This is a genomic window from Methylobacterium sp. D54C (assembly GCF_053345595.1).
The window spans coordinates 1-293 of record NZ_JBKFAK010000229.1 but is presented as its reverse complement, the minus strand read 5'-3'; the positions used below and the strand labels follow the sequence as shown (position 1 = coordinate 293).

The window sequence follows — 293 nt, the reverse complement described above, 5'->3', positions numbered from 1 at the left end:
GTGGTGAGGTCGGCGATCTCCGCCTGCGGCCCGATCACCGCGTCGTGGCTGATCACGCAGGAGGTGCCGACCGCCGCGTCCGCGCCGATCTCGCCCCTGCCGATGACCAGCTCGTTGCCGACGATTTCCGCGTTGGCGATGACGAGGCGGCCGCCCAGGGACGCGCCGTCCCCGATGGTCAGGAGGTGGGCCGCGCCGATCTCGATGTCGGAGATGAGCGTGTCGCGTCCGACCTTCGCACCCATCAGCCGGAGGTAGACGGCGATCGCGGGCGAGCCCTGGAGCCACTTCAC

Annotated in this window: 1 protein-coding gene; it reads right to left on the bottom strand. The window is 70.6% G+C overall.

What is annotated here, in order from left to right; all coding sequences use genetic code 11:
- Positions 1-293, bottom strand: a 293-nt coding sequence (locus tag ACLBYB_RS33290; RefSeq protein ID WP_447701440.1) for a hypothetical protein, incomplete at both ends; no start/stop codon positions are given.